Origin of the sequence: Nostoc sp. ChiSLP03a, from assembly GCF_034531215.2 — a bacterium.
Classification (GTDB): domain Bacteria; phylum Cyanobacteriota; class Cyanobacteriia; order Cyanobacteriales; family Nostocaceae; genus Nostoc.
Genome location: NZ_JAVRBQ020000046.1, coordinates 1 through 24,658, shown reverse-complemented (window position 1 = coordinate 24,658; position 24,658 = coordinate 1). Strand labels below are relative to the sequence as shown.

Genomic DNA, 24,658 nt, shown 5'->3' with positions numbered 1-24,658 from the left:
CAATAGGTCATCAGTGATAGCATAAATTGTAATTATTTCGTTTAACATTACCCCTCCTAATTTTTCCTCTGGAGGGGATTTTATTGCTTATGCAATGCCACCTGAACACCTGCAAGCATAACTAGCAACTTGGGTTAATATCATGAACACCGCCAAACTCAGCACTGATGGCATTCACCAAGTTGTTATTTTACCGGAAGATTGTCAACTCACTGGCACAGAAGTCCATATCAAAAAAATTGGTAACGCTATTGTTCTCATTGCCAAAGATAACCCCTGGCAATCTCTCATCGACAGTCTAGACAATTTCTCTGATGATTTCATGACTAATTGCGATCGCCCACTCATGGATACCAGAGAGAATTGGGTTGAGTAGCTGTAAAAGGCGATCGCACTTTGCTTAAAACTATAGATCCTGCATCCCCTTATACCAATTGACCAAAATCAGGCTACAGATGCAAGTTAAATCTAACTCTCTTAAATTACGAATTATTTCCACCATCGCGCCACATCAACAATTGCACGGGCAACTTGTGCCATTGCGGCTTCACCACCTAATGCAAATATAACTGGAAACAATGCTTCGATATCTGGCAGCAAATTAGAGCGAGTATGAAAGGATCGCTCATGAAGTGTATCTTGCCAAAGGGAAAAAAGTTTGGCATTTGGCATTTGTGACAAACTGTGAGCTAAGGCACTCAAGACATTGGCACGATACCTCTGATTCTGAATTGCCGTTGCAGCAGCAAGAGCCTGTGGCAATAATTCTGGTGACAGATTCTCAGCTAAAGCACTCGGAGCATAGGCCCGATACCTCTCATGTTGAATGGCTTTCGCGGTAGTTAGCACTTCTGGCAACAATTCTGATGGCAGATTTTCGGCTAAAGCACTCAGGGCATAGGCTCGATATTGCTCGTCTTGAATTGCTTTGGCCGTAGCTAGTGCTTCTGGTAACAATTCTAGTGGCAGATTCGCTGCTAAGGCACTTAAGGCTGAAACACGGTATCTCTCTGATTCAATCCCTCTCACAGTAGATAGCGCTTTTTGCAATGCTAGTTCTTTAAAATTTGGCTGTAAATAATTTATTAACTCTGTAAGAGAGCTTGCTTTCTCTTCTTGATTTGGGTTTTGTAAAGCGTTAGCTAGTCCTTGTTCAGGAGTCCAGAAATTGTTTTTGACTAGCGCAACCAGGAGTTTTACTGGTACATTAGCTGCCAAACTATTTAGAGATGCAGTAATCAAAGCATAGCGACATTGCAAACTCACAACTTGGGACAAGGTCAATTTATTAAAACTCGCTTCTGCTAGTTCCCAGGCACGAGAAATATCTGTAATGTAACCGCCAGTTTGTGCCAATTGTTCTCGCACTTCATACCAGCCATTGCTTCCAGTTGCAGACTCTTCCCGCAATAAGGAGTGAATCTCTTCTAACTGTCCAGCCTTTTCCAAATGCCAAACTAAATACTGATGAATGTAACCATTATCGAGTAAGGTATGCCATAAACCATTCTGGGTTTTCTGCCGATACTTCTTTAAAAAAGCAGCGTGAACATCAGCAAGGTTTAAACCCAACCCAGCCAAATCTCCTGAGCGCTTTGGCTGTGAGGGAGCGGTTAACAAATTACACGCTAAATCGTGGAATAAGTCATGTAAGCGATAGGTAGGCATACCATCAGCAAGCGGTACTCCTGTTAATAGCAATGCTTTATTCCGTAAATATTGCAACATCTTGGCAGCATCACGCTTATCCATCTGCCACAGCGTTGCCGCCATCATCTTATTAATGTTGACATCCTCCGGCAATATCCCTAACCAAGAGAAATGTTGCTGCTTTTCTGGTGGCATTCTCTTGACACTCAAATTTAATGATGCGGTTAAACTCAGGCGTTTTAAACTAGCCTCATCAGTAATTTCTTCGGCTTCCGGTCGGTCAAAACTTGTTAATCTGGCTACTTCTTGCTGAATATCCGCCAACAGTTCATTCCAAGTCGTACCACAGTCTACTTCGGCGGCTGCAAGTTCCAATGCTAGGGGAAGATAACCAACGCCTTTGGCTAAATTTTCTGCTGAGTGACGTTCTGTGCCTGTAATCTCGCGTCTTAATTTCTTGGTCAGCAATTCCATTGCCTGGTCTGGTTTCATTATATCCAGACTGTAGGTGCTGGCTGCTAACGCATCGGCAATGTGACCTTCACGAGTAGTTACTAAAACTTGACAACGCGCACCACCAAAATTAAATGCTCGTGCATCTTCGGTATTCCAAGCATCATCCACCACCAGCAACGCAGCCTTGTCATAAAGCAGAGTCCGCAAATGCAAGGAAGTTGCTTCTATACTTGTAGGTTTAAAGCTATAGTCTTTTAATGCTTGCACCCAGCCACTAAGTAAAGCCAGCACATTGGGTTGTTGACCTAATGTTGCCCAAAGAATGCCATCACCAAAACGAGATTGTATTTCTGCATTATGGGCTAAAGCCGCAGCTAAAGTAGATTTGCCCACCGAACCCAAACCGTGAATCGCAGTAATTACTAAAGTGCGACTATCAGACGACGAACCATTTAAAAGACGAGTTTTTAAATCATCGCTGTACTCTGGGCGTTCTACAAAGTGTGCGGGTAAAGGTGGCGCTTGAAATATTTGTATGTGACCTAACCCCCTAACCCCCTTCCCTACGATGGAAGGGGGAACATTCAAAGCCTCTCTCCCTGTGGGGGAGAGGTTTGGAGAGGGGTTATTTAATTTCGATTTCTCTGGTCTACTACTTTCCCAAGCTTCATCAAATTGTTTTAAGTTCCTTTCCCTATCTCTTGACCATAGCTTGAGTGTAAAGTGTCATTCCTCAACACCCTTGGTTTGCAGACGGTTATCTTCCAGAATCTTCAAGAAAACCTTCAGCAAATTCAGCGCTTCTCGAATTTGCGCTTTAGTTAACTTGCCAGGATATTTGTCTTTTTGGGTCAGCAACTCCAACGCAACTAACGTAGTCTGCACAGTCAGCTTGGGGTTAGCGCTGTCTGCTTCTTTCCAGTCAAACTCAATTTTAAAGTTACCGTCCTCAAAATCTCCATCGGCAAAACAAAGCAACGCCTCTAAGAGACGCTTGACTCGCTTTTGAATTACAGGGCCTTTAGTAGATTCTCGTGGCATTACATCCAAAAAATTGAGTAAGAAATTTGGGGCTACCCCAGATTGAAACTACCACCCCAAACTCATGTAATCCAGATTCTAAGGCATTTTCAGCAAGATTAGGGTATTTGCATCAGGGCACAACCCCAAAGAGAACCTATATCTATCAACTCTTTGGGGCATAACCAAATGCAAGTCCGTCAAATTCTCGGTAAAACCATTGGTTTGTTGCTGGCAATGCAACTATTCTTGATTCCTTTTCAAGCTAAAAGCCAGATTGACCAAGGTAAATCATCCATTGAGGCGTTGATTTGGATGACTCAACAATATATTTCAGTGCTGGTTAAAATTCGCAGCTTGCAAGATAAAAAGGAGAAAAACGCTTCTCCAAAGCTCAAAAGTAAAAGATGAAATGGTAGGGTGTGTTAAGCAGCGGCGATGCCTACGGCGGTAAACTACGCAGTTTATCAGAGATAGTAGCGTGTTGTGGAAGTGCGATCCAAACAAGAAAAACCCCATCCCATCAAAGTTACGCTTTGTCTCACATCTTCGCAAGCAAAGAAGGGATGTACAATGTCTAAGTTAATTTTGATAGCTTGTAGTAAGCACTTTAGTGCTTAAAATAATCAGGACTAAAGTCCTTACTACAAACTTGCTTATCTATCAATTTCAACTTGACGTACTACTAGCAAACTAGCCAACAAATACTCAGTCTATGTATTATGGCTCTTAAGGCTTGGCTACACTAGTAACATCCTTGTTAAGAACCCCTAAAGCTGTTGACAAATTCGATTTATTTGGTGCAGAGGCTTTCAGTCCTGCCTCAATCTCATCGGCTTTATCTTCAATTTGTTTGTAGGTAGTGGGAGATTTAGCTTTGACTCCATCCTCAACCTTTGACCATAAATCATCAAATTTATCAAATTCCCCTTTCGCTTTGGTAAAATCTCCCGCCTCAACTGCGGTCTTAGTATTGGTAACAACACCTTGTAGACCTTGAAATTCGGTTGTCGCAGCCGGAGTAGCTACTGCATTAGAGGTGGTTGTCGCAGCCGGAGTAGCTGTTGTATCAGAGACAGAACTCCCAGCAGGTGGCGTTTGTGCAGTAGGTTCTTCAGCCTGATTGCATCCAACTAAAGTCATCATGCTGATTGCAGCAACTATCAGTACTGGATTAAAACGATTCATTCTAAACTCCTCATCAAAACTCGTTTGTATAGACTGGTACCACTAAGCGGAAATCAAAAGTCTTTCATTTTGGGCTTTCTGGCTGTAATGAAATAGTAGGTTTGTTTCCGCCGACTTGTACTAGCGTTCATATTTTACGCTGACTATCAACAAAAATATTAGCTAATATTTTTGTCCCAGACTGAGCAAATATCCCGCCCAGAACTAAAGTTCCGGGCTGATAAGCTAAAGTCCTCTAAAAGAGGACTAAACTAAATTTCTTGTTTAGTCCTCTTTTAGAGGACTTTGGTTATGAGACTCGGAATTTATTCCGAGGCGGGATAGATACACTGTGCACCAACACTTGTGTATACACCGTAGCTTGACAAGGGGGGATTAAGGGGGGTGATTCGATACATCTGTGCAGAAAATACAAAACCCTCTCCCCTGCTCCCCTGCCCCTCTGCCCCCCTGCGCACTTAATGATAAGTCTTTTACCGGACACGATATCATTTGCATTTCAGGTGATATTGAGCCTACATTAGCGTATTGGGAAAAAGTTTCTACCACCGGAAAAATACAATGAAACGTTCATTTCGTAAGTATCATCGTATCCTTGGCATCATCCTATCTGTGCCACTTATGTTAACCGTGCTGACTGGAATATTAACAACCTTTGTCCGCGAGTGGTCTATTGGTATAGGAGTTCCAGCTAGCTTCCTGTTAAGTATCCATACAGGCGAAATCTTTCATCTGCAAGGAATCTACCCAATTTTGAATGGATTAGGACTTCTGGGATTGTTGGTGACAGGATTAAATATGTCTGGTTTATTTGGTAAAAAAACTCGGCAAAACCCTAATAATTAAACTAAGAAGCTAATGGCAAACGTTCCTGAAAGCACCTACTAACAGCGATTCATTGATTTTGAATGAGTGGTTTATTTACGCCGTGGCTTACTAGCTAGTAATTTTAAGACTCTATTTCAGCTAATTCTAACCAGCGTTCAGTCGCCACATCGATGGCGTGCTTGAGATTTTCCACCTGATTATAGAGTTTCTGCACTTCGCTATAATTCCCCGGTGAGACATTCGCCAGTGTTTTCTCAGTTTCCGCCTTTTGGGCCTCTAACTCGGCAATTTTACCTTCCAACTGGTCAAATTCTTTTTTCTCCCAATTCGATAATCTCCGCCGCTTGGTATTCTCTACCTGTTTGGGTGAAGCCGCACCATTTTGGACTTCGGCATTTTTGGGTTTCTCTTTAGCGTTCGCAGCTTGTTGCTGTGCTTCTTCAGCCTTCTTATAGTCTAGATAAATCGAGTAATTACCTGGATATTGCCGCAGATTACCGCCTTCTTCAAAGGAAAATACTGTGTCGATGGTGCGATCGAGAAAGTAGCGATCGTGAGAAACTACAATTACACACCCGACAAAATCTTCTAAATAATCCTCTAATACTGCCAATGTCTGAACATCTAAATCATTTGTCGGTTCATCTAAAATTAAGACATTAGGCGCACTCATCAAAACCCGCAACAGAAATAAACGGCGTTTTTCCCCACCCGAAAGTTTACTAATTGGGGCATACTGCTGATTACCAGGAAACAAAAACCGCTCCAACATTTGCGAAGCGGTAATTTGAGTACCATCGGTAATTTTGACAAATTCTCCTTCTTCTTTGATGTAGTCAATCACGCGCTGATTTTCGTTTAAAGCTGTGAGCAATTCTTCCGAATGCTGGTCAAAATAACCGATGTGAACGGTACTACCAATTTCGGCAATGCCGGAATCTGGCTTAACCCGTCCAGTAATGATATCCATTAAAGTGGATTTACCAGCTCCATTAGCGCCAATAATGCCGATGCGGTCTTCTGGACTAAATTCGTAGGTGAAATTATTAATCAGAGTGCGTCCATTGTATGCCTTAGAAATGTTATCTAACTCAATAACCTTTTTCCCAATGCGACGACCAACTGTTGAAATATCAACTTTGCCCTGAACTTGTTTAAATTCAGTATCCCGCAGAGCGTGAGCGCGGTCAATTCGAGCTTTTTGCTTGGTACTTCTGGCTTTTGGCCCTTTTTTGAGCCATTCCAACTCGCGGCGCAATAAGCCTTGGTGTTTGCGTTGACTGCTGACGGCAGATTCTTCAGCTAAAGCTTTCTTTTCGAGGTAATATGAATAGTTACCTGAATAGGTGTAAATGTCGCCTCGGTCGATTTCAATAATCCGGTTGGTAACGCGATCTAGAAAATAGCGATCGTGGGTAATCAGAAACAATGCGCCGCGATAGCGATTTAAATAACTTTGTAACCATTCCACAGAAAGAGCATCAAGATGGTTTGTAGGTTCATCCATGAGCAAAGCATCTGGTTCTGATAGCAAGGCTGATGCTAAAGCAATGCGCTTGCGATAACCTCCAGATAAAGTACTTATCTTGGCATCAAAGTCAGAAATTCCTAATTTTGTCAGAATGATTTTGGCATTAGTTTCTAATTCCCAAGCACCAGTCGTATCCATCTGTTGCATCACCACAGAAAGGCGAGACATCAGTTGACTATCATCTGGATAGTGAACCAATTTATCAGAAAGTTCTTCATACTCGCGTACTAAAGCCATGTGTTCGCCACTGTCTGCAAAAACTTGCTCTAAAACTGTATGATTTTCATCTAAATCTGGCTGCTGCGGTAAGTAGATAATTTTAGAACCGGAGTTGATTAAAATTTGACCGCTATCAATGGATTCTAATCCAGCGATCGTTTTTAATAGAGTTGATTTACCTGAACCGTTAGTACCAATTAATCCAACTTTATCGGTAGCATCAAGGCTAAAGCTAGCATCTTTTAAAATTTCCTTGATCCCAAAGTCTTTTTTTACTGATTGTAGTGTAATAATACTCATAAAATTGAAGTCATTAATTATTTTTCATTAGTGAGTAGGTAAGGCAAATACCTTACCTACATTCGCAAAACTCTATACAAATAAGTCCAAGGGAAGGTGTCCATACATTTCGTTGATTCCATCTTCGTCATAAGACTGGCAAGATACTAATACACCACGATGATGTCCATCATAGGAATCAAGATAACACAAGCCGTTTTTGCCATTTAATTTGATATAAACTGGCCCTTCGGGTGTAAGTAAATTGTTTGGTGGTTCATAACCCAAAGCCAGAGAATAGGTTTTCATTGCCAATATTCCTTCTTCTGCCGTATCAGCACAAATTCCTAAAATTTGGTAATCAGTAAGCTTGGTGAGCAAAATTAAGGCATTACGAATTACTATTTTTTCTGATGAGTTGAGGATAGGGGCAATGTCTAGACAGTTGAATTTGTTCAGTAATTTTTTCGCTTCTTCGGCAGTGAGATTTTGAGGATTAGAGGTTGACATAAACTTCGACTATGTTCTGGTTAGTTTTTCTGTGGTGTTTGAGTTGGGACTAGTACCGCAAGGCAAAAGTCAAAAGTCAAAAGTCACTTATGCTTGAATTTTGTGCTTTCTAGCTGTAATGAAATAGAACGTTTCCACTGACCTGTACTAACCCAACTTATACCATTTTGGATTTTAGGTTTTTAATTGGAAATAGTCCAATGTATTGTAGAATTTGTCTGAGGTCAGAGCAAATTCCATCATTTTAGACTTGGCGATCTCATGCCCACTTCCCTTTTACGGTTGATTTTGGACATTCCCAAGGTTGAATATAAAGGGTACGCCATTTTTGGAGTCATTACCCATAACCAAGACTTTCGGCATCTGAGCGCCGCCTGTCTTCCAAGCTTCAATTGCTTCTTTTTGCAGAACCAACTGCCCTCCTTGGGCTTTGAGTGTCTCTGCTAATAGTCTTTGAGCTTCTGCCCTACCTTTGGCACGATTAATGTCTGCTTGGGCTTCTTGTTCGGCTTCTCGTGCTACGTAAACGGCTCTTTGCGCCCGTTGTTCAGCAATTTGTTTTTCTTCAACTGCTCTGGCAAATTCTGGTGAGAATGCTAAATCAACTACGCTAGTATCTAACACAATTATCCCATATTTGTCTAAGCGATCGCCTAAAGCATTATCGAAGTCTTCTTTTAACTCACTTCGTTTGGTAATCGCTTCTTCTACGGTTCTTCTAGCTGCGGCAATTTTAAATGCTTCTTGTGTTTGAGGGGCAATGATTTTTGAGACAATATTCTCTAATGTTCCTTGTTTTCTTCTAACTTCAACTACCTGTATGGGATCGAGGCGAAAGTTAATTGCAAATCTCGCGGATAAATTTTGTAAATCTTTAGTAGAACTCTCCGCTGGAACTTCAAATTTTTGCACCGTCAAATCATACACATCTATCACAGAAATAAAAGGCGGTTTCAGGTGAATACCTTCTAATAAAGCGCCATCTCTGGCTTTACCCAAGATGCTGATTACTCCTGCTTGTCCTGGGTTAATAATGATAAAGGAATTTAGCCCAATAATCACTAGTATTGCTAACACAATTCCCAAAACTGTGGTTTGCCAATTCCCCAATTGCTGATTTTTCAAATTACTTTCTCCAATATTGAGTTAGTCATTTGTCATTTGTCATTGGTCATTTGTCATTGGTCATTTGTTATTAGGCATTGGATATGGTTATTTCCCTTGTCCCCAGTCCCCAATCCCTAGTCCTCAGTCCCCAATCCCCAGTCCCCAATCCCCAGTCCCCAGTTCTCATTTCAGACTCAGGACTTAGGACTCAAAACTTTGTTCCGTGGTAATATCAGTCACACGAAAGCGCAAAAAACCGTGGCTACTGTATTAAAATCTCATCGGGTATCAAGAAGGCGTAAACATTCAACGCATCCTCTCCAGCGTTTGCTGGAGTATGGACACGAGTATCGTAAACAAATTTGGCTGGCGACTATTTATTCTATCCTCAATAAATTTTTCGATTTGGCACCACCCGGCTTAATTGGCGTGGCGGTGGATGTGGTAGTTAAGCAACAGGATTCTATAATTGCACAGTTAGGGGTACGGGATGTCTTTGGACAATTTTTGATTATTTCCTTCTTGACTGTGGTCATTTGGATACTAGAATCGGTTTTTGAGTACGCCTACGCTCGACTTTGGCGGAATTTGGCTCAGAATATTCAGCATGACTTGCGTTTGGATGCATACAAACATTTGCAAGAGTTGGAATTGGCTTATTTTGAAGAACGCAGTACTGGCGGTTTAATGTCTATCCTCAGTGATGATATTAACCAATTAGAGCGGTTTTTGGATGGAGGAGCGAATGATATTATCCAAGTTTCTGCAACGGTTCTAATTATTGGCGCTGCTTTCTTTATTCTGGCTCCTAGTGTAGCGTGGATGGCTTTGTCACCGATGCCATTTATTCTCTGGGGTTCTTTTGCTTATCAACGACTACTTGCGCCTCGCTATGCTGATGTGCGAGAAAAGGTAGGTTTTCTCAATTCGCGGTTGTCAAACAATATCAGCGGAATTACTACTATTAAAAGTTTCACATCTGAAGCTTATGAAGCCTATCGTTTGGAATTAGATAGTGACGCTTATCGTCGTAGTAATAGGAGAGCAATTACTCTTTCTGCTGCTTTTGTGCCGTTAATTCGGATGTTAATTTTGGTGGGTTTCACAGCATTACTTTTATATGGCGGAATGGCAGCGGTTACTGGAGCCATGTCTGTAGGTACTTACAGCGTATTAGTGTTTTTAATCCAGCGATTGCTGTGGCCTTTAACTAGATTAGGCGAAACATTCGATCAATATCAAAGGGCAATGGCTTCTACTAATCGAGTCATGAATTTATTGGATACTCCTATCGCCATTCATACAGGTGATGTGACGTTACCTATAGATGAAGTGCGCGGGGAAGTGCAATTTAACAATGTTTATTTTGCCTATAAAGATAGATTTCCAGTAATTAAAAATCTGTCTTTAAACGTTCCGGCGGGGAAAACTATTGCGATTGTCGGTTCTACTGGTTCTGGTAAAAGCACTTTAGTCAAACTTTTGTTGCGGTTATACGAGGTGCAAGCTGGAAGCATTACTCTCGATGGTATTGATTTGCAAAATTTGAATTTGCAAGATTTACGTCGCTGCATTGGTTTGGTGAGTCAAGATGTCTTTCTATTTCATGGCACTGTAGCGGAGAATATTGCTTATGGTAGTTTTGAGACTAGAGAGCAAGAAATTATCACGGCAGCAAAGATAGCCGAGGCGCACGATTTTATTGTCGAATTGCCCCAAGGTTATGAGACAATTGTGGGGGAAAGAGGACAAAAGTTATCTGGTGGACAAAGACAACGGATTGCGATCGCCCGTGCAGTTCTCAAAAATCCCCCGATTCTGATTTTAGATGAAGCAACTTCGGCAGTGGATAATGAGACAGAAGCAGCAATCCAGCGATCGCTAGAACGGATTACAGTAGATAGAACTACAATTGCGATCGCTCATCGTCTTTCCACTATTCGCAATGCTGATTGCATTTATGTCATGGAACATGGGAAATTAGTAGAGTCGGGAACCCACGAGCAATTGCTAGAGAAAGACGGTATTTATTCCGGCCTCTGGCGCGTACAGTCAGGTTTGAGATAAGTTTCGCCTATTGTCTGTGTCTTCATTACGAATTATTTATGTTTTTTGGTAATAGTCAACCAGAATCAGGTGATACTAAGTGGCGTCGCCAGTTGGATAAGTTTGTCAAAGCAAATCAGCAGGAATTGGCGGCGCTGTTTTGGGGATTGTGGTTAGCAAATAGTGACAGTCTGGGTACTGTTGGTATTGATTTGCAACCAACGCCGCATTTTGTTTATTGTCCGAAAGAGCAGATAGAGAATTTAAATAATAAAGTTGATAATCGGCTTCAGGAAATTTTGGGAATTGTGGAGAATCACAAACCGGATGTGGAAGTTGTGATGATTGGGATTGGGAAGGGGGAAATTAAGTTAATTCAGTTTGCACCGGAACCAGCACCACCGATTTGTTTTGAGCAAGTTGGGAAGGATGTGGATGGGTTATTAGATGTGCTGGAGGAGAGGATGAGGGAGGAGATTGTTTTTTAACGCAAAGGGACGCAAAGGTATCAACGAACACATAAAAGCGATCGCACGTAATTCTAAAATTTAGGTGGAGCGATCGCCACCTGATTTATTAATAACTTTAATTTACATTTTCTATTTTTCGAGTATTAGCCTCAATTCTTCTAGAGTTTCAGATGCGAGAATAGAACGTTGAATTGCCTTGAGTTCTTCAATATCAGATATTTGAGAAATTATTGGCATGAAATTCAATCCTTCATTGCCAAATTTTACTTCTAAAGTTAATTCGATGCTCGATAGCCTATCTTCTCGCTGTCCGCGTTGGAATATTTCTTCATACCAGGGCGAAGAACGTAATACTGTCATATCCCACCTCATAATTTGTTGGACTAAGGCACTATCTAATACAAACGTAGCAAAAAAAGCTAAGACCGTTTCAAGTTGATTTAATTGTTCATCTGTTTGCAATAAACGCAATGCTTCTCGGATTGTAGGCTCGTTTCCACCACCTTTAAGAATTGGAACAAACGGAAGTAAGGAAGGTAAGGGTTGTTCAAAGGCGATGCTAACATCTACTTCCCAAAGATTAATAACGCGGTAATCTTGGCGTACTTGTAACCCAGCAATATTAGACTCGTATTGTGTGGGTATTTCTACATCACTTGTTTTGAGGATATTGATTAGTACGGGATAAGTTGGTAATTTATATTTTTCTTCTGCCAACCCTGCATAGGCACGCATCCGTCGTGGCATTTCGGGTTTATAGCGCAATTGCAATTCATTGAGAACGAGAAATTTTCCATACTCTTGACTTTCGACGCGGATAAGTACATCACTTTCTCTACTAATCCACTGAAATTCAGAATTGAGGATTTCCCCAGCAACAACATCAGGAATTTGTGTCACCCATTTTACCCAATTGTTGGGTGCGAGGCTAATTAAGCGTTTGGTGCTGACATCAGCAGGTTTTGACATGGAAATAGTGGATGCACTCAAGATGTGCAACTCATGATAATGGATTTAGTTTAGTAAAGTTTTGGTAGATCGCACCTCATTCTACAATTTAGGTGGAGCGATGTCTTTGACGGGCTACGCCTACGCCCTCAGAACACCATCATTCCACTTCAGAACCAGAACATTCTCGTTTGGAACAAGAACGTTCTCATTTGGAACAAGAATATTCTCGTTTGAAACAGGAACGTTCTCACTTAGAACAAGAATATTCTCGTATAAAACAGGAACGTTCTCACTTGGAACAGAAACGTTCTTGTTTAAAACATGAAACTTTGAGTTCAGAACAGGAAACTTGGAGATAGAAGCTTGATTGATGAGGTTGGGAACTTGAATTTTGCTATTGTGAGGAGAGGCGATCGCGAAGACGAGCCAGATTTTTACGAAAAATAACGGTATTGTGATGATTCACTCCTAACAGTCGCTCACAAATATCCAAAGCTTGCAGGTAAAGGGGTTCAGCTTCGCTATATCTTCCTTGGGATTGGTAGAGTAAAGCCAGGTTGTTGAGGCTAGTAGCAACATTAGGGTGTGACTCTCCGAACAAGCGCCGCCGTAGTTCTAAAGCTTCCAGCAATAAGGGTTCGGCTTCGCTGTATCTTCCTTGGGAACTGTAGAGTTGTCCCAGATTGTTCAAGTTAAGTGCAACATTAGGATGTTCCTCTCCCAGCAAGCGCCGCCATAGTTCTAAAGTTTGCAGGTAGAGGGGTTCAGCTTCATTATATCTTCCTTGCGAGTTATATAGTGCAGCCAGGTTGTTGAGAGTAGTGGCAACATTTGGATGTTCCTCTCCCAACAGGCGTCGCCTTAGTTGCAAAGCTTCCAGTAATAAGGGTTCGGCTTCAGCGTATCTTCCTTGGGAGTTATATATTGTAGCCAGGTTGTTCAGGTTTTGTGCAACATTAGGGTGTTCCTCTCCCAGTAGGAGTCGCGTTAGTTCCAAAGCTTGTAGTGACAGGGGTTCGGCTTCGCTGTATCTTCCTTGGGAATGGTAGAGTTGTGCCAGATTGTTGAGGTTAAGCGCAACGTTAGGATGTTCCTCTCCCAACAGGCCTCGCCATAATTCCAAAACTTGCAGATACAGGAGTTCGGCTTCGCTGTATCTTCCTTGGGAGTAATAGAGTACTGCCAGATTGTTGAGGCTGAGTGCAACATTAGGGTGTTTCTTTCCCAATACACGTTGTGTTAATTCCAAAACTTGCACTAACAGAGGTTCAGCTTCGCTGTATCTTCCTTGGGAACAGTAGAGTTGTGCCAGGTTGTTGAGGCTTTCTGCAACATTAGGATGTTCCTCTCCTAGCAAACCCCGCGTTAATTCCAAAGCTTGCAGATACAGGGGTTCGGCTTCGCTGTATCTTCCTTGGGAGTAATAGAGTACTGCCAGGTTGTTGAGGTTTTTTGCAACATTAGGATGTTTCTCTCCTAGCAAACCCCGTGTTAATTCCAAAACTTGCATACACAGGGGTTCGGCTTCGCTGTATCTTCCTTGGGAACGGTAAAGTTCTGCTAGGTTGGTGAGGTTAAGTGCAATAACATTAGCATCTTCCTCTCCCAGGAGCCGCGTTAATTCCAAAGCTTGCAGCAATAAGGATTCAGCTTCACTGTATTTTCCTTGGGAGTTGTATAGTGCAACCAGGTTGTTGACGATAAGTGCAACATTAGGATCTTCTTCTCCCAGCAGCCTGCGCGATAGTTCCAAAGCTTGCAGATACAGGGGTTCCGCTTCGCTGTATCTTCCTTGGGAGTAGTAAAGTTCTGCTAGATTATTGAGGCTAACAGCAACAAATGAATGTTCTTCTCCCAGCCGTTGTTTAGTGACTTTTAAAGACTCCTCTAACCAAGGTGCTGCTTTTTCATACAATCCCTGACCTTCGTAAAATCGAGAGTTACTCATGAATGGCAAAATTAAATCATCATCGCTGACGTATTGAATGAGATTGTTCGCTACTTCAGCTATATGAGATATGGCGGGAGTAACAGCGGTAATTTGCTTAGGAGTTAGAGTTTCAGGAATCTCCTTGGCAACTGCCACCATTACCTTGCAAAAACTTCGCTTTAATTCCTCTGCCTGTTCTAAACCTGTAAGCTTATATTGGAAAAACTCGCGCAACAGTGGATGTAATTGGTAAATTCCCTCATCTTTACGCTGGAGTAGATGCAAATTCAATAACTTCTCATCCCGAATATCCTCTAACTCTTCCTCGTCTGACTCTGGTAAACACTGTTCTACTAAGTTCCAAGATATAGGCGCGGCGGCGAATAAACTCAATAAACAGCCCAACTGCTTATCATCGTCGTTTAATTCTTGCCAACTCAACTCAAAAGCTGCTAACACACCCCGTTGTGCTGTCATGTCGCCTTCTGGTTTATCCCAGGCGGGTTTTTCTAGTCGCTTTTTCTCCAACCGTCGCAACATTTCTGTTAAAGAAACATCTACTTTGCGCTTGAGATATCGCCCCACTAATTCCAAACCCAAAGGCAAATATCCCAACCGCTCACACAACTGATTTGCCACAGCTAATTCTTGCTCAATTCGCTGTGGCGTTTCTTTCAAAAATGACTTTAATAACTCCAGCGCCGCTTCTGGTTGCAATACATCCAGAGATAATTGCTTAATAGATGCTCCCAAGCGTTGGCGCGTGGTAATCAACACTTTAAACCGGGAAGATGACGAGGGTAAATAAGGCTTAACCTGCTGATATTCCCCAACATCGTCTAACACTAGCAGCACATCGCCCTCACGCCAATGCCGCCAGCAGTATTGCACTTGAGCAAGGACATCCAAACCTTCTGGTAGCTTTAAATCAAGATAAGTTATGGCAAACTGCACAACTTGAATGCCTACATCACCAGATTTTGCCAGCAACCAGCAAATTCCACCTTTGTAAGTTTCGCGGTGATTCCTGGCATATTGTAGGGCAAGTTCAGTTTTACCAACTCCACCCATGCCAGCAACAGCAGCTATCGCCACCTGTTCATTTTTCTGTAAAAGCTGGTGGAAATTTTGCAATTCCACTTCACGTCCAACAAACTCCACCACCCCACTTAAAGGAATATTTTCGTAAAACGTCGGCTTGGGTTTAGCTTTTCTCGCTTCCGCACGCTGCACACCGAGTAATTCTTCTCTTCGGCGTTGCCATTCTGCATCAAATTTCTTTAAATTCCCGTCTTTGTCGCCTTTGTCGCACCAAAGCGTCAGCCTAAAATGCCAGTCTTCCGAACCTCGTTTGTGTTCGCGCAAATCTTCTAGAACACCCAAAAACTCAGCAAGTGCTTTTAGTGCATCTCGAACTTGTTCTATCTTTAAACCACCAAGTTCTGCCAAAACTCTTAGCTGTGTCCTCACAACTAATTGCTTTGGTGTTTGCCAATTAAAGTCAATTTTAAAACGCTCACCGTTTTCTATCTCATCATTAGCATAAGCCAACAACCTATCTAACAGCAGCCTTACCCGCGTTTTAACATCATCGCCATAGCTAACACGCGCCATCGGTTACTTTTGCTCAAATTTGGACAAAGTTTGGGGAATCCCCAAACTTAATCTAGCATCCCCAAACTTAAATCTCCGGGTATTCACCCATTACAGCCAACAGATAACTGCATTTGCTTTCACTGACTACCCTAAATTTACCGTTGCTTCAGTATTCAAGGTGAAACAAATGCAAAAGGCAACGAAATCTATCAATATTAAAAAGCTGGTGACAGTTTTACTATTTGTAATTCCCTTAATTGCAGACTGGTTAATTCCAGGTTCGGGTATTTTCATAGAAATTGCCTTTCTAATTTGGGAATTGCTGGAATCAGAGGAGACAAACGAGGATGATTTGAAGTAAAAGTAATATGTAGGGTGGAATTCACTTACTTAACCTGGATTTAGATCCCTGACTTCTTCAAGAAGTCGGGGATCTGGGCAGCTACTAACGCTAAACTCATAGTATGACTACTAAAATCACAACCCAAATGCAAACTGATAAATACCCTTTTGCTCAAGAACTGATTACTGATATGGAAGGTAATATCCGCAAAGTAGTCATAGATTTTGATGACTATCTACGCTTGCTAGAAGCTATTGAAGATGAAGGACTTATCTTAGCAATGAAGGCAGTAGAACATGAAATACCTCTAAATATTGATGAAGCATTAGCACAACTAGAACAAGAGTGATTAGCCAATATCTACCCAGTTTTATCAAGGATCTCAAGGCTTTGAAAAGTACACCTTACTATGAGACTATTAGAAACCTTGCTTTTGAAGAAATACCACAAATATTAACCTTTGAAGAAATTACTAATTTCAAAAAACTTCAAGGTTATGAAAATGCTTATCGCATCCGTGTCGGCGATTATCGTATTAGACTTATTTTTGATGGAGAAACAGTCTTATTTCAGCGAGTGCTACCCGGAAAGATATTTATCGTTATTTCCCGAAATAAAACCATCTTAATTACAAATTACGTTAGCGTAGCGCGACTTAGCCCCTTACCAATTACAAATGCAATTTAATACCCAACTCCTACCTCAAATTAATAGTAAATCCCTCAGAGAAAATGGCAAACAATATTATGTAGATGCCAAGGGGAACCGCTTCCCTAGCATCACCACAATACTTAATGTCACCAAACCCCAAGCAGACAGAGACAGATTATTAAATTGGAAAGCGCGTGTTGGAACAGAAGAAGCCACCCGTATATCTACAAACGCCAGTCGTCGGGGAACCCAAACACACAAACAAATTGAGCGTTACCTCCTTGGACAAAATCCTGTTTGTCCAGAAGCCAGTCGCCCTTACTGGGAAAGTATTCAGCCAGTTTTAGCAGAAATCGACACAGTGAAACTCGTAGAAGGCTCCGTTTTTCATTACGATTTGAGCTATTCTGGCAAAGTAGATTGTATTGCCAGTTATCAAGGCATCCCCTGTATTTGCGAGTGGAAAACAGCAGACAAACCTAAAGGTTCAATCGAGCATTTATACGAACATCCACTGCAACTTACAGCATACATTGGAGCAATTAACAACTATTATCGAGATTATGGCATTCAGCTAAATCATGCTTTGTTGGTAGTGGCAATCCCAGAGATGCCAGCTGAGGTATTTTGGTTTGAACCAGCAGCGATTAAAGATTACTGGCAGCAATGGGAAAAAAGAGTCGCCGAATATTGGGAACGCAGAAGTGTTTGGAGTTGATGAGTGGGATTCTGGTTCAAAGATGCGGTAAGTGCTTTGATTTAAATTGCTGCGATCGTCGTTAAAGAAATACTGCTAATCATGCATTGCCTCCTACCCACTTCGAGATGTGGGACGAAAGGAACTTAAATGCATCTTGCTACATCAGTTGCCTTGCTGTCAAGTCGGAATGCGATGAGAATTTGTAAAGTTTTTCCTCTTATGACTCAAAAAAAGCAGCAGGCGAAATGTGAAAAAACTCTGCAAGTTTGCCAATATGATTAACTGTAAGCTTCCGCTGTCCACTCAAGACTTCAGATACAATAGACTCGGTTTTAAAGATAGGAATTAAGTCTTTCTGTCGCAAACCAAATTCGGCAATCATTGCTTGAAGTAATTCTACGCCATGAATATCAGGTATAGAATGATGTTTTTGTTCATACTCGTAAACCAGAGTACCTAAAACATTGAGATAATCTTGTTCATCTAATGTTAATTCACCTTTATCAATTAGAGAATCAATGACTTGTTGCGTAGCCAGCAATTCTTCCTCGGAAGTTACCGGACGAGGAGGAAATGATTTGAGTAATTCAATATACGCTTTAGTAACAGGTGTTTTAGGAGTCATTTTGCTAGATATCTGATTGTTTCAATCCCTAATAGGGATTTTGATTAATTGGAATTCAAACACTTATGCTCATATTAGTATTCAGATATCTGAGAGTTTCAGTTCTTTATAGGGTATTTTAATTAATTATATCTGAGGGCTTCGATGCCTAAAAATGATTTGTAAACTTGTTACCCCAAAAGAATAGTTATCATCAAGCGAACTAACAATCATTTTTCCATTCATCTTTGTCATATTCGGCATGTGTCAATATATGGCGAATAAAAACTTTTTGGCATTTGTAATCTACTAAAGTAATAAGTCGATAATTATTACCACTTCTGTTAAAAACTGTGAAATTACCGACTGGATCGGCTGAGGGAAAAGTTTGGCGTAACTCTACCAAGTTCTGCCACTCCGCTACAGATGTCAGTTTGTACCATAACCGCAGGCTAGTTTGTGCATTAGAGTGCTTTTCCCAAAACTCAACAAGTCTTGCACGACTGATAATGTGCATAAATTTTTAGTACATAGTATTTGTTCATGTGAGTGTCTCTTGGTCGGATAGGAGATTATCTTAGCAAATTGCGAAGTTAGGGTGGGCGTTTTAATGCTCACCCTAGTTGCCTAAACTAACGCTGGTGTATTCGCACGCTTAACTTGAGGTGTTGTAACCATCCGCATTCCGGCTGGTGCAGCTAAAGTTAACCCACGACGCACAGGACGCACGGGACGTTTATTCACTAGCGAAACTTGAAATTCTGACAAAACAGTTGTCAAGACAATTTTCATTTCATACTGAGCAAATGCCATCCCAATACAGCGACGATTACCGCCACCAAAGGGTAAATATTCATAAGGTGAATATTGTCTTCCTAAAAAGCGTTCTGGTTTGAACTGCTTGGGTTGTGGGTAAACTTCTTCCCGATGATGCGCTAAATAAATGCTGGGGATTATTACCGTTCCCTCTCGCAGTTCGTAGCCCATAATTGTAATTGGGGTTTTCACAATCCGAGGGAAAGCAGTCATGACAATTGGGTAAAGTCGCAATGTCTCTTGGCAAACTGCTGTCAAATAGGGCAATTTACCTACACTACTCAAATCGTGGTTAACTCCAATGGTGTTGAGTTCTTTTAGCAACTTTTCACGCACCTCTGGTAAACGATCGATCCAGTAAAAAGCCCACGTCAATGCCGAAGCAGTTGTTTCATGTCCCGCAACTAGCAGCGTCATTAACTCGTCGTGTAATTCTTCATCTGACATCCCTTGACCATCGTCGTAACGAGCCGCCATCATCAAACTGAGGATATCTTGGCGATTTTGCTCAGGTTCAGCCCGACGTTCTCGAAGTAAAGCATAAATCAGTCGATCGATTTTTTGCCGTTGTTGCAAAACCCAGCCCCACGGACTCCACGCACCGAAATCTTTTTGCATGAATTGAAAGAAGAAAGCGCTGGACATTACAGGCGAAGTGATGAAGTCTAATAAGTCACTTAGCGATCGCCTCAGTTCCTCAAACAGCTGTCCTTGATTCAAACCAAATACAACCCGCAGAATAACACGCAAGGTAATTTCTTGCATCGACTCACGGATCTTAAAAGGTTTACCAATTTGCCATTCATGAGTCACCTGTTGAGTTATTTCCCGAATTTCCTCCCCATAAGCCCGCATTCTTTCGCCATGAAAGGGAGGAGTTAATAGTTGCCGTTGCTTCTGGTGGCGATCGCCATCCGCTAACATAAAAGAGCGATCGCCAAGTAAAAATTTTAGTCCTACGTTCCCCCTGCCAACCTCAAAATGCCTAGAATCAGCAGTAAAAATCTGCTCAAGTGCTTGGGGTTGACTAAAATATACTAGATGGTTATCAGAGCGATTACTCCTAATCGTGAAAGTGTCACCGTAGGTTTGAGCAAAATCATCCACATATTTTACTGGCTGACTAATAAACTTGATCATCCGTAACCAGCGCGGCATTTGAGGCCCATCGGGTAAATTGTAAGTTGTTGTCATAGAATTTTAGGGAGTTAATGGCTTCTGAATTTTATTGTTACGACTTTTCATGTTACTTAGGGTTACAGAAAGCGGTATATTCATCATTGGGGACTGGAAACTGGGAACTGAAGACTCAAAGGAAAACAAAGAGGATAATAATAACTCTTGTACAGACGCGATTAATGAGCCAGCGCGTTGCGGGGGTTCCCCCCGTTGTAGCGACTGGCGTCGCGTCTCTCCTAACTCAGCACTCAGAACTCAGCACGGGCTAAACGCCCCGCTACCGCTAACAAAAGGCAGCATCGGAAGTAAGCAGTGCCAAAAATCATCGCTATTCTCAACGGTAAAGGAGGAGTCGGTAAAACGACTACCGCAGTCAATCTGGCTGCAAACTTTGCGAAGAAAAAAAAGGTGCTGCTGATTGATGCAGATATTCAAGGTTCTGCCAGTTGGTGGTTTGGGCGCAGTCAGCAGGGAATGGGATTTGATTTATCTCAAGAAACAGATCCCGCACTTTTAGGTGATTTAGCAAAGATAACAGGTTACGATTTAGTAGTGGTGGATACACCTCCCGCCCTGCGCTCTGAAGCATTAGTGGCGGTAGTTGCGATCGCAGATTATCTAGTTTTGCCGACACCCCCATCTGCAATGGATTTAGCAATCCTCGTGGAAACAGTCAAGGAAGCCGTCATCCCTGTGGGAACCCCCCATCGGGTATTGCTCACCAAAGTCGATACGCGCAGTCTGGGGGAAGCACAAGAAGCAAAAAACACTCTGACTCGCTTGGGTATTCCTACTTGTAATACCTTCATCCGTGCCTATAAAGCTCATGAACGAGCAGCACTAGAAGGTGTAGCGATTACTCAATGGCGAGGCGGAAATGCACGGGAGGCGGAATTAGACTACCGCCGTGCAGCTGATGAATTACAGCGTGATTGGAGAAAATAATAATGGCTAGGAAACAAAGTCTCTCTGATTTACTACAAGAAGAGGCGCAAAAAATTACACCCCCAGAAGGTGAATCTGCGATCGAGGTTACAGCCGAAAAAATAGCCGAAGAACAGGCTGCATCTGATGAGGAATCGTCAGATCAAACACTTGAGCCAACTTCTACTAAACGCACAAGTCCTACTAAAGCTGATTTAGAAGCAACTGTCAAAGAATTGACAGCTAATCTAGAAACAAGCCATAAGAATGAAGCATCTCTTGGACAAGAAATTACTGATTTGCAATCAAAATTATCTAAACAAAAAACCTTTGCATCAGAACAAAAATCATTACTAGAACAGCTAACAAAAGAACTTGATGAAACCAAAAAAACAGCACTGCAACTTGCAGAAGCAAATTCCCAGCTTATAGAAGAAATTAATTCTTTAAAACAAAAAGCAGTACAAAAAGCAGAAGAGAAATCTAAACTTGTTGTCAAAGAAAGTAGCGCGATCAAACCAGTAAAAGACCACTACAATCCACTTAACTACAGAAAATCATATCGATCATCAGAAACACTAGCTCAAAATCAACCTCAAAATCAGCCGAATGAGTATCCCGATAGTTCTAATGAGATGTGGTTACTTGACTAAAGTCAGTTCATCAGTCAGTTAAAGATTAATGGTACAAATCAAAATATATGGCACTGCTTCATTTATACGTCATTCTCGCAGTGCCATTTCTGACGTAATTCATTCTTGTGTTGTTGAAGCTCTAGTATATCCTCAAGACAAGCGTATCCATCGGTTCTTTCGTCTCGAACCGGATGATTTCATCTACCCCGTCGGACGTTCAGAGAAATACATCATCATTGAAATTAGTATGTTTGAGGGACGCACTATTGAAACGAAAAAGAAATTAATTAAGTTGTTATTTTCTGGCTTATCTGAACAGGTTGCAATTGCACCTATAGATATAGAAATCACGATTACAGAAACCCCAAAACACAACTGGGGTATTCGAGGAACAACAGGAGATGAATTAAACCTCAATTACCAAGTGCAAGTGTAAATTTTTGGAGCTTTTAGAGTGAGCATTGTAATCATTGGTGTCAACTTAACGTGAAAGCCCTAGAATTTCCTGTTATTAAGTCACTTGCTTACAATCACTATCCGCGTCACCCCTCCCTAACCCTTGCCTTGTATATGACAGAAACCATTAGTAACAGATGAAAAACTTTTCAGTCGCCGTTACAGAAAAATTATTGAGAGTTAGACTATCTTTCAACTCGAAAGTCTAAAATATGCTGCGCCGTGATTTGTGGTTGTTCTAAGTGTGGGAGATGACCACAATCTTGAATCCACGTGAGAGTACTGTGTGGAATTGCTCTTTTAAATTTCATAGCATCCTTAATACCCAAAATTTTATCGGAATCGCCCCACAAAATTAGCGTTTGTTGCACAATTTTTGATATAACTGTGAATCTAAAAGCACTGTAACCACCACTTTTAGTGAAAGAAATCAGAGCTTGATGCCAACTTGGCATTTGTAGATGTAATGCTCCACAACATAACGCATCGATAGAGGCAAGAGTTGGATTTTTATATCCAATGCGAGAAACGCGATCGCGCACTTTCATATTACTCAAAAACTGAGTTGCTAAATAATCTAATGGGGGAAACATGAATTTGCTCAATGGCGAACCACCCGCCAATCCTGCACTATCAATTAACACCAGCTTTTTGACTACTTCTGGGTAAGCCAATGTGAAATCAATCGCCGTCGCACCGCCCATCGAAGCACCCACCAAAATTACAGGTTGCTTAATGAGGCTTTTCCAGAAATAATAAAGATGGGTTTTAATTGCAGTTGGACTATAAGCAATTCCTGAAAGTCTATCTGTAAATCCAAATCCCAATAAATCCACTGCCCAAGTTTCATTATCTTCAGAAAGTAGTGGCAAAAGCCGCCGAAATTCTAATACAGAACTGTCAAAGCCGTGAATTAATAAAATCGGAGTTCCACCACACCCTTGCTTGACAAATGTTGTAGTTACTGGTTGATTAGTTAAAGGAGTAGCGATCGCAGTTGTTTGAATACTCCAAGCTAGTGCGATCGAAGTAGGTTCTGTGAGTTGCTCAACTGCCGTAGGAAGAAAATTCGGAAACATAAATTTCAGTCGATCGTACTAGTACAACACGGCAAAAATAAACCACCCATTCCAAATCAATGAAATGCTTATGCTGTATTCATTTTTAATTTTTAATTCCGCCTTGCGGTACTAGCTTGCTTCCACCCATAACTAATTTTGTTAAACAATCAAGTTACACAACCTAAGATCCTGAAGTATTATTTGTAATACTATATATATAAAACATCAGCCAGGGACTATCAAAATATTCTAACTCCCAACAGACATACATGATTAATCGCGTCTCTACTCCCCAAAAAAATATGGCATCAAAGAAAGTTTTCCAAAATGTCAAAATGGGGACTAAAGCCACGTACAATTAAAATCGCTTATCCCTTAATCCAGGAGCTAATGCCATGCCAATGGCGGTTGGCGTAATTGAAACTTTAGGTTTTCCGAGTGTCTTAGCAGCAGCAGATGCAATGGTCAAAGCTGCCGCAGTTACAATTGTGTATTATGGTCAAGCGGAGAGCGCTCGCTTGTTAGTTGCCGTCCGGGGACACGTTTCTGAAGTAAATAGAGCTGTTGAAGCCGGAATCGTGGCTGGAGAGGAAGTAAAGGTTGGTACAGTAATTACCCACTACATAGTTCCCAATCCCCCAGAAAATGTCGAAACCATATTACCAATCCATTTCACCGAAGAATCAGAACCTTTCCGCATCTTCTAAGCAATTTTGCTATTCATTATCTGTAGCGAAGCTTCGTACAATTAACTTGTAGCCCCCAGTTTGTTCATACAGGAGATTAATAATGTCATTACAGGCAGTTGGAGCACTTGAAACTAAAGGTTTTCCTGCGGTGCTAGCAGCAGCAGATGCTATGGTAAAAGCTGGTCGAGTTACACTCGTTGGTTATATCAGAGTAGGTAGCGCCCGTTTTACAGTTAATATTCGTGGCGATGTTTCTGAGGTAAAGACAGCTATGGCTGCTGGTATTGAAGCCGCAGAAAATGTTTATGGCGGTACCCTAGAATCTTGGGTGATTATTCCTCGTCCCCATGAAAACGTTGAAGCTGTTCTACCAATTGGCTACACAGAACAAGTCCAAAGCTATCGAGAATCTGTAGAAAATCCCATTGTTAGTAGATCGAACAATCGATAGATTTAACCTCCTGCGGGGAAATTCAAAACAAAAACTTCCCATAAATGAATTTAAAGAGAAGTTTTTTGTCAGGCTTCTGACTATCAAAACTTTAGAGGATTATATTTCTTCTGTTTTTAGATTTTGCATAAGTTGAATTTGGAAGCAGAGAGAAAACAACAGTTAGAGTCAATAGTCAAAACCAATATTGACTGTTGACTGTTCATTTTTATAAATATAAAAGCTTTCAGAATAACTTATACCAATTCTTTATGAAGCTGCGCTAAATAAAGCTTCGAGAATAAAGTCGTAAGAAGTAAGGGAAGCAATGTATTCTGGTGTAATTGTTTCTAGGACAGAAGCTAGCTTTTGACGTAGTTGAGTAAGGG

General features: G+C 41.4%; 26 protein-coding genes and 1 pseudogene. 15 read left to right on the top strand and 12 right to left on the bottom strand.

Features of this window, described 5'->3' with window-relative positions; all coding sequences use genetic code 11:
• The first annotated feature begins 142 nt into the window (after positions 1-142).
• Positions 143-376 carry an AbrB/MazE/SpoVT family DNA-binding domain-containing protein gene (locus RMY32_RS08000; RefSeq protein ID WP_322713069.1) on the top strand — a complete coding sequence of 78 codons (234 nt, stop codon included), beginning with the start codon at positions 143-145 and terminating at the stop codon, positions 374-376.
• Between the two features lie 113 nt (positions 377-489).
• On the opposite strand, the pseudogene RMY32_RS07995 reads toward RMY32_RS08000, so the two are convergent.
• Together RMY32_RS07995 and RMY32_RS07990 are read right to left on the bottom strand one after the other, a co-directional pair.
• Positions 490-2,739, bottom strand: a pseudogene (locus RMY32_RS07995) (NB-ARC domain-containing protein); the annotation flags it as partial.
• A gap of 93 nt (positions 2,740-2,832) precedes the next feature.
• The gene (locus tag RMY32_RS07990) at positions 2,833-3,147 is read right to left on the bottom strand and encodes a hypothetical protein (protein WP_322713065.1); all 315 of its coding nucleotides are present in this window, start codon (positions 3,145-3,147) and stop codon (positions 2,833-2,835) included.
• Between the two features lie 168 nt (positions 3,148-3,315).
• On the opposite strand from RMY32_RS07990, the gene RMY32_RS07985 reads away from it, so the two are divergent.
• Positions 3,316-3,537 (top strand): hypothetical protein, encoded by a 222-nt coding sequence (locus RMY32_RS07985; protein ID WP_322713063.1) that lies wholly within the window; start codon positions 3,316-3,318, stop codon positions 3,535-3,537.
• Between the two features lie 318 nt (positions 3,538-3,855).
• Here RMY32_RS07985 and RMY32_RS07980 read toward each other — a convergent pair whose 3' ends face one another.
• The gene (locus RMY32_RS07980; RefSeq protein ID WP_322713061.1) at positions 3,856-4,314 is read right to left on the bottom strand and encodes a DUF4363 domain-containing protein; all 459 of its coding nucleotides are present in this window, start codon (positions 4,312-4,314) and stop codon (positions 3,856-3,858) included.
• Between the two features lie 561 nt (positions 4,315-4,875).
• On the opposite strand from RMY32_RS07980, the gene RMY32_RS07975 reads away from it, so the two are divergent.
• Positions 4,876-5,160: a peptidase gene (locus RMY32_RS07975; RefSeq protein ID WP_174708855.1), complete on the top strand. Its 285-nt coding sequence runs from the start codon at positions 4,876-4,878 to the stop codon at positions 5,158-5,160.
• Between the two features lie 103 nt (positions 5,161-5,263).
• Here the strand turns inward: RMY32_RS07975 and RMY32_RS07970 are convergent, their stop codons facing one another.
• The 3 genes from RMY32_RS07970 to RMY32_RS07960 form a co-directional block, all read right to left on the bottom strand.
• Positions 5,264-7,192, bottom strand: coding sequence for an ABC-F family ATP-binding cassette domain-containing protein (locus tag RMY32_RS07970; protein ID WP_322713060.1), 1,929 nt, complete (start codon positions 7,190-7,192; stop codon positions 5,264-5,266).
• Positions 7,193-7,264: 72 nt separating this feature from the next.
• Positions 7,265-7,681, bottom strand: coding sequence for a DUF1824 family protein (locus RMY32_RS07965; protein ID WP_322713059.1), 417 nt, complete (start codon positions 7,679-7,681; stop codon positions 7,265-7,267).
• Between the two features lie 276 nt (positions 7,682-7,957).
• A complete protein-coding gene (locus RMY32_RS07960; protein WP_322713057.1) occupies positions 7,958-8,806 on the bottom strand; it encodes a prohibitin family protein in 849 nt (282 codons plus the stop codon).
• Positions 8,807-9,046: 240 nt separating this feature from the next.
• Between RMY32_RS07960 and RMY32_RS07955 the strand changes: the two genes are divergently transcribed.
• Positions 9,047-10,855, top strand: coding sequence for an ABC transporter ATP-binding protein (locus RMY32_RS07955; RefSeq protein WP_322713056.1), 1,809 nt, complete (start codon positions 9,047-9,049; stop codon positions 10,853-10,855).
• 38 nt (positions 10,856-10,893) lie between these two features.
• Positions 10,894-11,322: a hypothetical protein gene (locus tag RMY32_RS07950; protein WP_322713054.1), complete on the top strand. Its 429-nt coding sequence runs from the start codon at positions 10,894-10,896 to the stop codon at positions 11,320-11,322.
• 111 nt (positions 11,323-11,433) lie between these two features.
• Here RMY32_RS07950 and RMY32_RS07945 read toward each other — a convergent pair whose 3' ends face one another.
• On the bottom strand, positions 11,434-12,273 hold the full coding sequence (locus RMY32_RS07945) for an Rpn family recombination-promoting nuclease/putative transposase (RefSeq protein WP_322713070.1): 840 nt from the start codon (positions 12,271-12,273) through the stop codon (positions 11,434-11,436).
• 170 nt (positions 12,274-12,443) lie between these two features.
• On the opposite strand from RMY32_RS07945, the gene RMY32_RS07940 reads away from it, so the two are divergent.
• Entirely contained in the window at positions 12,444-12,614 is a 171-nt protein-coding gene (locus RMY32_RS07940; protein ID WP_322713053.1) for a hypothetical protein, read from the top strand.
• Between the two features lie 35 nt (positions 12,615-12,649).
• Here RMY32_RS07940 and RMY32_RS07935 read toward each other — a convergent pair whose 3' ends face one another.
• Positions 12,650-15,799 carry a tetratricopeptide repeat protein gene (locus tag RMY32_RS07935; RefSeq protein WP_322713052.1) on the bottom strand — a complete coding sequence of 1,050 codons (3,150 nt, stop codon included), beginning with the start codon at positions 15,797-15,799 and terminating at the stop codon, positions 12,650-12,652.
• Between the two features lie 169 nt (positions 15,800-15,968).
• On the opposite strand from RMY32_RS07935, the gene RMY32_RS07930 reads away from it, so the two are divergent.
• The 4 genes from RMY32_RS07930 to RMY32_RS07915 all read left to right on the top strand — a co-directional run bounded on the left by RMY32_RS07930 (position 15,969) and on the right by RMY32_RS07915 (position 17,493).
• A complete protein-coding gene (locus tag RMY32_RS07930; protein ID WP_322713051.1) occupies positions 15,969-16,142 on the top strand; it encodes a hypothetical protein in 174 nt (57 codons plus the stop codon).
• A 103-nt stretch (positions 16,143-16,245) separates the two neighbouring features.
• Positions 16,246-16,473 (top strand): hypothetical protein, encoded by a 228-nt coding sequence (locus tag RMY32_RS07925; protein WP_322713050.1) that lies wholly within the window; start codon positions 16,246-16,248, stop codon positions 16,471-16,473.
• Positions 16,470-16,811, top strand: a complete 342-nt coding sequence (locus RMY32_RS07920; RefSeq protein WP_322713049.1) for a type II toxin-antitoxin system RelE/ParE family toxin — start codon at positions 16,470-16,472, stop codon at positions 16,809-16,811. The genes RMY32_RS07925 and RMY32_RS07920 overlap by 4 nt, the downstream gene beginning before the upstream one ends.
• The gene (locus RMY32_RS07915) at positions 16,801-17,493 is read left to right on the top strand and encodes a PD-(D/E)XK nuclease family protein (protein WP_322713048.1); all 693 of its coding nucleotides are present in this window, start codon (positions 16,801-16,803) and stop codon (positions 17,491-17,493) included. The genes RMY32_RS07920 and RMY32_RS07915 overlap by 11 nt, the downstream gene beginning before the upstream one ends.
• 199 nt (positions 17,494-17,692) lie before the next feature.
• Here the strand turns inward: RMY32_RS07915 and RMY32_RS07910 are convergent, their stop codons facing one another.
• The 3 genes from RMY32_RS07910 to RMY32_RS07900 form a co-directional block, all read right to left on the bottom strand.
• Positions 17,693-18,100: a transcriptional regulator gene (locus tag RMY32_RS07910; protein ID WP_322713047.1), complete on the bottom strand. Its 408-nt coding sequence runs from the start codon at positions 18,098-18,100 to the stop codon at positions 17,693-17,695.
• Between the two features lie 202 nt (positions 18,101-18,302).
• Positions 18,303-18,596, bottom strand: a complete 294-nt coding sequence (locus RMY32_RS07905) for a type II toxin-antitoxin system HigB family toxin (RefSeq protein ID WP_322713046.1) — start codon at positions 18,594-18,596, stop codon at positions 18,303-18,305.
• A 110-nt stretch (positions 18,597-18,706) separates the two neighbouring features.
• Entirely contained in the window at positions 18,707-20,089 is a 1,383-nt protein-coding gene (locus tag RMY32_RS07900) for a cytochrome P450 (RefSeq protein ID WP_322713044.1), read from the bottom strand.
• Between the two features lie 297 nt (positions 20,090-20,386).
• On the opposite strand from RMY32_RS07900, the gene RMY32_RS07895 reads away from it, so the two are divergent.
• The 3 genes from RMY32_RS07895 to RMY32_RS07885 are packed head-to-tail and all read left to right on the top strand — an operon-like array spanning position 20,387 to position 22,069.
• Positions 20,387-21,019 carry a ParA family protein gene (locus RMY32_RS07895; protein WP_322671549.1) on the top strand — a complete coding sequence of 211 codons (633 nt, stop codon included), beginning with the start codon at positions 20,387-20,389 and terminating at the stop codon, positions 21,017-21,019.
• Between the two features lie 2 nt (positions 21,020-21,021).
• Positions 21,022-21,651, top strand: coding sequence for a hypothetical protein (locus RMY32_RS07890; RefSeq protein WP_322713043.1), 630 nt, complete (start codon positions 21,022-21,024; stop codon positions 21,649-21,651).
• A 28-nt stretch (positions 21,652-21,679) separates the two neighbouring features.
• Positions 21,680-22,069, top strand: a complete 390-nt coding sequence (locus RMY32_RS07885) for a tautomerase family protein (protein ID WP_322713042.1) — start codon at positions 21,680-21,682, stop codon at positions 22,067-22,069.
• Positions 22,070-22,274: 205 nt separating this feature from the next.
• Here RMY32_RS07885 and RMY32_RS07880 read toward each other — a convergent pair whose 3' ends face one another.
• Positions 22,275-23,168, bottom strand: a complete 894-nt coding sequence (locus tag RMY32_RS07880) for an alpha/beta hydrolase (RefSeq protein ID WP_322713041.1) — start codon at positions 23,166-23,168, stop codon at positions 22,275-22,277.
• 377 nt (positions 23,169-23,545) lie between these two features.
• On the opposite strand from RMY32_RS07880, the gene RMY32_RS07875 reads away from it, so the two are divergent.
• Both RMY32_RS07875 and RMY32_RS07870 read left to right on the top strand, forming a co-directional pair.
• A complete protein-coding gene (locus RMY32_RS07875) occupies positions 23,546-23,857 on the top strand; it encodes a BMC domain-containing protein (protein WP_322713040.1) in 312 nt (103 codons plus the stop codon).
• 82 nt (positions 23,858-23,939) lie between these two features.
• Entirely contained in the window at positions 23,940-24,290 is a 351-nt protein-coding gene (locus RMY32_RS07870; RefSeq protein WP_322695844.1) for a carbon dioxide-concentrating mechanism protein CcmK, read from the top strand.
• The last annotated feature ends 368 nt before the right edge of the window (positions 24,291-24,658 follow it).

Coding starts and splice junctions, on each gene's coding strand:
- RMY32_RS07890 (WP_322713043.1), top strand. CDS start 21,022: ATGGCTAGGAAACAAAGTCTCTCTGATTTACTACAAGAAGAGGCGCAA.
- RMY32_RS07885 (WP_322713042.1), top strand. CDS start 21,680: ATGGTACAAATCAAAATATATGGCACTGCTTCATTTATACGTCATTCT.
- RMY32_RS07950 (WP_322713054.1), top strand. CDS start 10,894: ATGTTTTTTGGTAATAGTCAACCAGAATCAGGTGATACTAAGTGGCGT.
- RMY32_RS07905 (WP_322713046.1), bottom strand. CDS start 18,596: ATGCACATTATCAGTCGTGCAAGACTTGTTGAGTTTTGGGAAAAGCAC.
- RMY32_RS07985 (WP_322713063.1), top strand. CDS start 3,316: ATGCAAGTCCGTCAAATTCTCGGTAAAACCATTGGTTTGTTGCTGGCA.
- RMY32_RS07870 (WP_322695844.1), top strand. CDS start 23,940: ATGTCATTACAGGCAGTTGGAGCACTTGAAACTAAAGGTTTTCCTGCG.
- RMY32_RS07970 (WP_322713060.1), bottom strand. CDS start 7,192: ATGAGTATTATTACACTACAATCAGTAAAAAAAGACTTTGGGATCAAG.
- RMY32_RS07990 (WP_322713065.1), bottom strand. CDS start 3,147: ATGCCACGAGAATCTACTAAAGGCCCTGTAATTCAAAAGCGAGTCAAG.
- RMY32_RS08000 (WP_322713069.1), top strand. CDS start 143: ATGAACACCGCCAAACTCAGCACTGATGGCATTCACCAAGTTGTTATT.
- RMY32_RS07925 (WP_322713050.1), top strand. CDS start 16,246: ATGACTACTAAAATCACAACCCAAATGCAAACTGATAAATACCCTTTT.
- RMY32_RS07930 (WP_322713051.1), top strand. CDS start 15,969: ATGCAAAAGGCAACGAAATCTATCAATATTAAAAAGCTGGTGACAGTT.
- RMY32_RS07910 (WP_322713047.1), bottom strand. CDS start 18,100: ATGACTCCTAAAACACCTGTTACTAAAGCGTATATTGAATTACTCAAA.
- RMY32_RS07965 (WP_322713059.1), bottom strand. CDS start 7,681: ATGTCAACCTCTAATCCTCAAAATCTCACTGCCGAAGAAGCGAAAAAA.
- RMY32_RS07975 (WP_174708855.1), top strand. CDS start 4,876: ATGAAACGTTCATTTCGTAAGTATCATCGTATCCTTGGCATCATCCTA.
- RMY32_RS07915 (WP_322713048.1), top strand. CDS start 16,801: ATGCAATTTAATACCCAACTCCTACCTCAAATTAATAGTAAATCCCTC.
- RMY32_RS07980 (WP_322713061.1), bottom strand. CDS start 4,314: ATGAATCGTTTTAATCCAGTACTGATAGTTGCTGCAATCAGCATGATG.
- RMY32_RS07875 (WP_322713040.1), top strand. CDS start 23,546: ATGCCAATGGCGGTTGGCGTAATTGAAACTTTAGGTTTTCCGAGTGTC.
- RMY32_RS07935 (WP_322713052.1), bottom strand. CDS start 15,799: ATGGCGCGTGTTAGCTATGGCGATGATGTTAAAACGCGGGTAAGGCTG.
- RMY32_RS07880 (WP_322713041.1), bottom strand. CDS start 23,168: ATGTTTCCGAATTTTCTTCCTACGGCAGTTGAGCAACTCACAGAACCT.
- RMY32_RS07900 (WP_322713044.1), bottom strand. CDS start 20,089: ATGACAACAACTTACAATTTACCCGATGGGCCTCAAATGCCGCGCTGG.
- RMY32_RS07945 (WP_322713070.1), bottom strand. CDS start 12,273: ATGTCAAAACCTGCTGATGTCAGCACCAAACGCTTAATTAGCCTCGCA.